This window comes from Paenibacillus sp. E194 (assembly GCF_000935845.1).
Taxonomy (GTDB): Bacteria; Bacillota; Bacilli; order Paenibacillales; family Paenibacillaceae; genus Paenibacillus_B; species Paenibacillus_B alvei_B.
Map to the genome: position 1 here is coordinate 1 of NZ_JMDX01000316.1, position 5,564 is coordinate 5,564.

2 protein-coding genes are annotated in these 5,564 nt (G+C 52.1%); both read left to right on the top strand.

Features of this window, described 5'->3' with window-relative positions:
• Positions 1-2,397, top strand: a 2,397-nt coding sequence (locus AZ66_RS26140; protein WP_044357549.1) for a PD-(D/E)XK nuclease family protein, incomplete at its 5' end; no start/stop codon positions are given.
• Positions 2,375-5,564 (top strand): UvrD-helicase domain-containing protein (locus AZ66_RS26145; RefSeq protein WP_052648888.1); only part of this gene is annotated, 3,190 nt, incomplete at its 3' end. The genes AZ66_RS26140 and AZ66_RS26145, both read left to right, overlap by 23 nt.

The window sequence follows — 5,564 nt, forward strand, 5'->3', positions numbered from 1 at the left end:
GTTGAGATGACGCGAGCGGTGCTTGATATCATAATAGGCAATTGGAAATACGACGCAGTATTTCGGTTTGTCAAAACCGATTTTTTGCTGTCCGAAGATGGTTCGATTACAAGAGAGCACTTTGACAAGTTGGAGAACTATGTGCTTGCATGCGGTATCGAAGGGGGCAGGTGGACAAGCAAGCGTTCATGGCCTGCAATGCCGGAATTGTCGCTTGATCCTGATCATGCAGATGGAGCTGCGGAGGGCACAACTGAAGAAGCTGAGGCTGTTGAACGGCCAAGACATGCTCCAGAGTGGGTGGAGCAATGCCGCAGAATCATTGCCGATCCGATTGCTGAGCTTGCACGCGCAATGAAGGCGAGCTCGAACGTTCGCGGCATGTGCGAGGCTATGTATGCGTTCTGGATGGCGCTTGGTGTGCCTCATAAGCTGGAGCGCATGAGCCAAGATGCATTATTTGACGGAGAGGTTCAACTATCACGGGAGCATCGGCAAATATGGGGGGCTCTCTTAGATATATTGGATCAGATGGTAGAAATGGTCGGCGAAGAGAAGATGAGCATTGAATTGTTCGGCGGCATGCTGGATACCGGATTTGAGAGCATCAAGATGGCGCTTGTTCCGCCAGCGCTGGATCAAGTGCTCATCGCTTCGATGGATCGGACAAGACCCGGCCAAATTAAGCACTTATATATGCTTGGCGTGAACGATGGCGTTATACCGGCTCGTCCGATTGAGGATGGCGTGCTTACGGAGCATGAACGGGACACTCTGCAGCAGATAGGCATGGAGCTAGCGCCTGGCGTCCGCCGCAAGCTTCTGGACGAGCGGTTCTTAATTTATCAGTCCTTCGCGACGCCTAGCGACAGTCTGTGGATTAGCTACGCACTCGCTGATGAAGAAGGGAAGACATTGCTGCCGTCCGAGGTAGTTCGGCATGTACGAGGCATGTTCCCACGTGTACAAGAGCGGCTCGTCATGGCTGAGCCGAATGAATTCATGAATGAGGAGGAGCAATCGGAATTCGCTGTCTATCCGGAATCTGCGCTGAAACACCTGATTGTTCAGCTGCGACAGTGGCGCCAAGGAAGACCAATGGCGAATATATGGTGGGATGTATACCGCTGGTTCGCCGCGCAGCCAGCATGGCATGATCGGCTGAAGGTGCTGATGGGCTCGCTATTGTATCGGAATCAAGCAGAGACACTTACTCCGACCACAAGCCGTCACTTGTACGGTACTGCCTTACGGACCAGTGTGTCTCGCATGGAGCGCTTCGTAGCCTGTCCTTTCTCGCACTTCGCCTCCCATGGCTTGAAGTTGAAGGAACGTCGGGTATATCGATTGGAGGCTCCAGACATCGGGCAGTTGTTCCACGCAGCGCTCAGCCGCTTTGCCATAGATTTGCAGAGCTCGAATCGAACCTGGGCAGCGCTGTCTGCGGATGAATGTCGAGCAGAAGCGGATCGTATCGTGGATATGCTTGCCCCAAAACTGCAAGGGGAGATTCTGCTTAGCTCGAAGCGGTATGAGCACATCTCGCTCAAGCTGAAGCGAATCGTTGGCCGTGCTGCTTCCGTGCTTGGAGAGCATGCTCGCAGAGGTCAGTTTGAGCCAATTGGACTAGAAATGGATTTTGGTCCGGACAAGCCGCTGCCGCCGCTTCGATTTACTCTAAGCAATGGATGTACGATGGAGATCATCGGAAGGATTGACCGGGTGGACAAGGCGGACAGTGACCGCGGCGTGCTGCTTCGCGTCATTGACTATAAATCGAGTTCGACAGATTTGAAGCTGCAGGAAGTGTATTACGGTCTGTCGCTGCAAATGCTCACTTATTTGGATGTATTGATTACGTATGCGGAACTGTGGCTCGGCTCGTCGGCATTGCCTGCTGGCACACTCTATTTCCATGTTCACAACCCTTTGTTGCAGGCGGCGAATGGAATGAGTGTGGAGCAAGCTTATGAGCAAATGATGAAGAAATATAAAATGCGTGGACTCGTCTTGGCGGATCGCGAAGTTGTGTCCTTGATGGATGAGCCGCTTGAAAAAGGATATTCGGACATTCTTCCAATTGCGGTGAAGGCGGATGGGTCGTTCTACAGCAATGCATCTGTTGCGACTACGGAGCAATGGGATATGTTGCGGGGAACGGCTCGCCATGTGATCCAAGATATCGGAACCCGGATTACAGATGGTGATGTTCGGATAGACCCTTATCGTCTTGGGACGAAGAAGGCTTGTGACTTTTGCAGTTATAAGCCTGTCTGCCAATTCGATGAGTTGACCGAAGGAAATGACTATCATGTATTGCCGCGGATGACGAAGGACGAAGTGTGGATGAAGATGGAAGGAGGGGCAGCGGAAGATGGACAAGAACGAGAAACATAATGGGGGCGAAGAGCTCGGCGGAAAACGGCAGCAGGAACTGGAGTTTGATCTGCTTAGTTGGACACAGTCTCGTTCGGATGCTGTAGAAGCATCGTCTACAGTCAGGTTGTTGCCAGATAAGCCGGAAGGAAGCACCTGGACAGATGAACAATGGCGTGCTGTCGTTGACGGGGGACAAAATGTGCTTGTCGCAGCTGCTGCTGGATCTGGGAAGACAGCGGTTCTCGTCGAGCGTATTATTCGGACGATTAGTAATGAAGAACAACCCGTCCATGTCGACCAGCTGCTTGTTGCAACCTTTACGAAGGCGGCTGCATCCGAGATGAGAGAGCGTATCCGGCTTGCCTTGGAGAGAGAACTGGAGGCGAAGCCTGATTCCGAGCATCTGCGGCGTCAACTGGCATTATTGAATCGCGCTTCCATCACGACACTGCATTCTTTCTGTCTGGAGGTTATTCAGCGCCATTTCCAATCGGTGCAGCTCGATCCTGCCTTTCGCATTGCGAATGACACCGAGACAGAACTGCTGCGGCAGGACGTATTGGAAGAATTGTTTGAGCAGCGCTATGCGGACGGTCACTCGGAATTCAAACGAATGGTTGATTGGTTCAGCGGGGAACGCAGCGATGAAGCTGCATTCCGCTTAGTGCAGCAGTTGTTCGACTTCTCGCGCAGTCATCCATGGCCGGATGAATGGATGAAGGAGATGGCCGCTTCGTTCGAGGTGCAATCGGTGGAAGAACTGGGCAATTCACCTTGGACGACAAGTGTTATGCAGGATGCACGCCTGACCTTGAATGGAATTGTAGAACTGCTGCGGCAGGCGTATCGATTGTTGGACGCCCCTGGAGGCCCTGAGCCGTATCGGGAGGCCCTAATTCAGGAATTGTCAGGTGCTGCTGCACTGGCTGAGGCCGCTGAACATGAACCATGGGAGAGGCTTCACTCCTCATTTGACTTATTGGCGTTCGGCCGTTTGGCTGCTTGTCGGGGAGATAAGTACGATAAGTCACTACAGGAGCAGGTGAAGCGTCTTCGCGACCAAGCAAAAGCGAGGCTGCAGCAGCTGCGGGACGAATTGTTCCGCAGAACACCAGAGCAATTTCTACAGGAACTGACCGTGATAGCGCCAATCATGCATACGCTGGCTGATGTTGTCATTGAATTCGGCAAGCGCTTTGAGGAAGCGAAGCGCAAGAAGGGATGGCTGGATTTTTCGGACTTGGAGCATTATTGCCTTCGAATATTGCGCCATCCAGACTCGACACCTGCGCATACGATTCCTTCGGAAGCAGCTAAACAGTATGAAGAACAGTACGTTGAGATCCTGCTCGATGAATATCAGGACACGAACATGGTTCAAGAAGCGATTGTGAATCTGATTACGCGTTCCGGCGCTGGCAACCGCTTCATGGTAGGGGACGTTAAGCAGAGTATTTACCGCTTCCGCCTTGCCGAACCAGGTCTGTTCTTGAACAAATATGAATCCTATTCTTCAGACAGCTCCAAGCAGAAGGGGATACGCATTGATTTGGCACGCAATTTCCGCAGCCGACAGGGTGTAGTAGATGCGGTCAATATGCTGTTCCGCCAGATCATGAATGACCGAGTGGCTGAGCTGAAATATGATGAAGCTGCTGAGCTCGTTTGCGGGGCGACTTATCCAACCTTGGAACAAATCAGTGATGAATTGCGTGCTGCTCAGCGCGAGCCGAATATGGAGCAGCTTGCAGAACGCCAAAACTATGCTACCGAGCTAGTGCTAATTGAGAAGGCTAGTGCAAGTTCTGATGCAGAGCTGGCCTCCGATGAAAATGAGGACATTGATTCAGAGGTGGAATCTGCGGTCGTCGATGCGCTTGATCCTGCTGAAATGGAAACAGCACGCCTTGAGGCGCGGGCAATTGCGGCAAGAATCCGTAGGCTGCTCGGGGATGAAGGAACAGAGCCGTTCCTCGTGTACGATAAGCGTTTGAAGCGAATGCGACCAGCGACGTATCGGGATATTGTGATTCTACTTCGGGCGACGCAAGCTTGGGCACCACTCATGGTAGAAGAGCTGAGATTGGAAGGCATTCCTGCTTATGCCGAGTTCAATACGGGCTATTTTCAGGCTACGGAGGTAGAGGTTGTACTCTCTTTACTTCGCGTTATTGATAATCCGCAGCAGGATATTCCATTGGCGGCGGTTCTCCGCTCTCCGATTGTCGGACTTACGGCAGAAGAACTGGCACAAGTTCGACTTCAGGGAAAGGGTATTTCTTTCTATGACGCTGTAAGTAAAATGATGCATTCCGAAGCGGGAGAGCCAGAGGCTGAGGAGGTCTCAAGCGACACTGACTTGCAGGATAAGCTGTATCGCTTTCTGTATAAGCTGGAGCATTGGCGTTCGGCAGCTCGGCAAGGAAGTCTATCGCAGCTCATATGGCGGCTGTACCGGGAGACGGGTTATTACGAATGGGTAGGCGGATTGCCAGGAGGAATGCAGCGGCAGGCCAATCTGCGAGCGCTATATGATCGGGCACGTCAATACGAATCCTCCTCTATTCGCGGTCTGTTCCGGTTCCTACGCTTTATTGACCGCATGCGCGATACAGGAGGAGACCTGGGAACAGCTCGTGCGTTAGGGGAACAAGAAGATGTAGTTCGCATTATGACGATTCATAAGAGTAAAGGGCTGGAGTTTCCAGTTGTTTTTGTTGCAGGACTGTCGAAGCGATTCAATCAGCAAGACTTGAACTCGTCTTTCTTGATGCACAAGCGGCTTGGATTCGGGCCGAAGTTCGTAGATGAAGAGCTCCGAGTTTCTTATCCGACACTTCCGAACTTAGCGATTCGCAGGCAAATGAAACTGGAACTGCTTGCTGAGGAGATGCGGGTGCTATACGTCGCCTTGACAAGACCGAAGGAGAAGATGATTCTAATCGGAACTGTCAATGATCCAGAGAAATCAATTCGGGAGTGGGGAGAAGCGCTCGATGTGGAATCCTTGCTGCTGCCTGATTATATGGTGGCACGGGCACGTTCTTACATGGATTGGATCGGGCCATCTGTTATTCGGCATATGTCCGCGTCGGAATGGCGCCGATTCGCGGGGCTTCCGAATCGGAACGGGGATGGCCTGCATGACGATCGCTCGGAGTGGAGATTGTCAATTATGTCCGCAG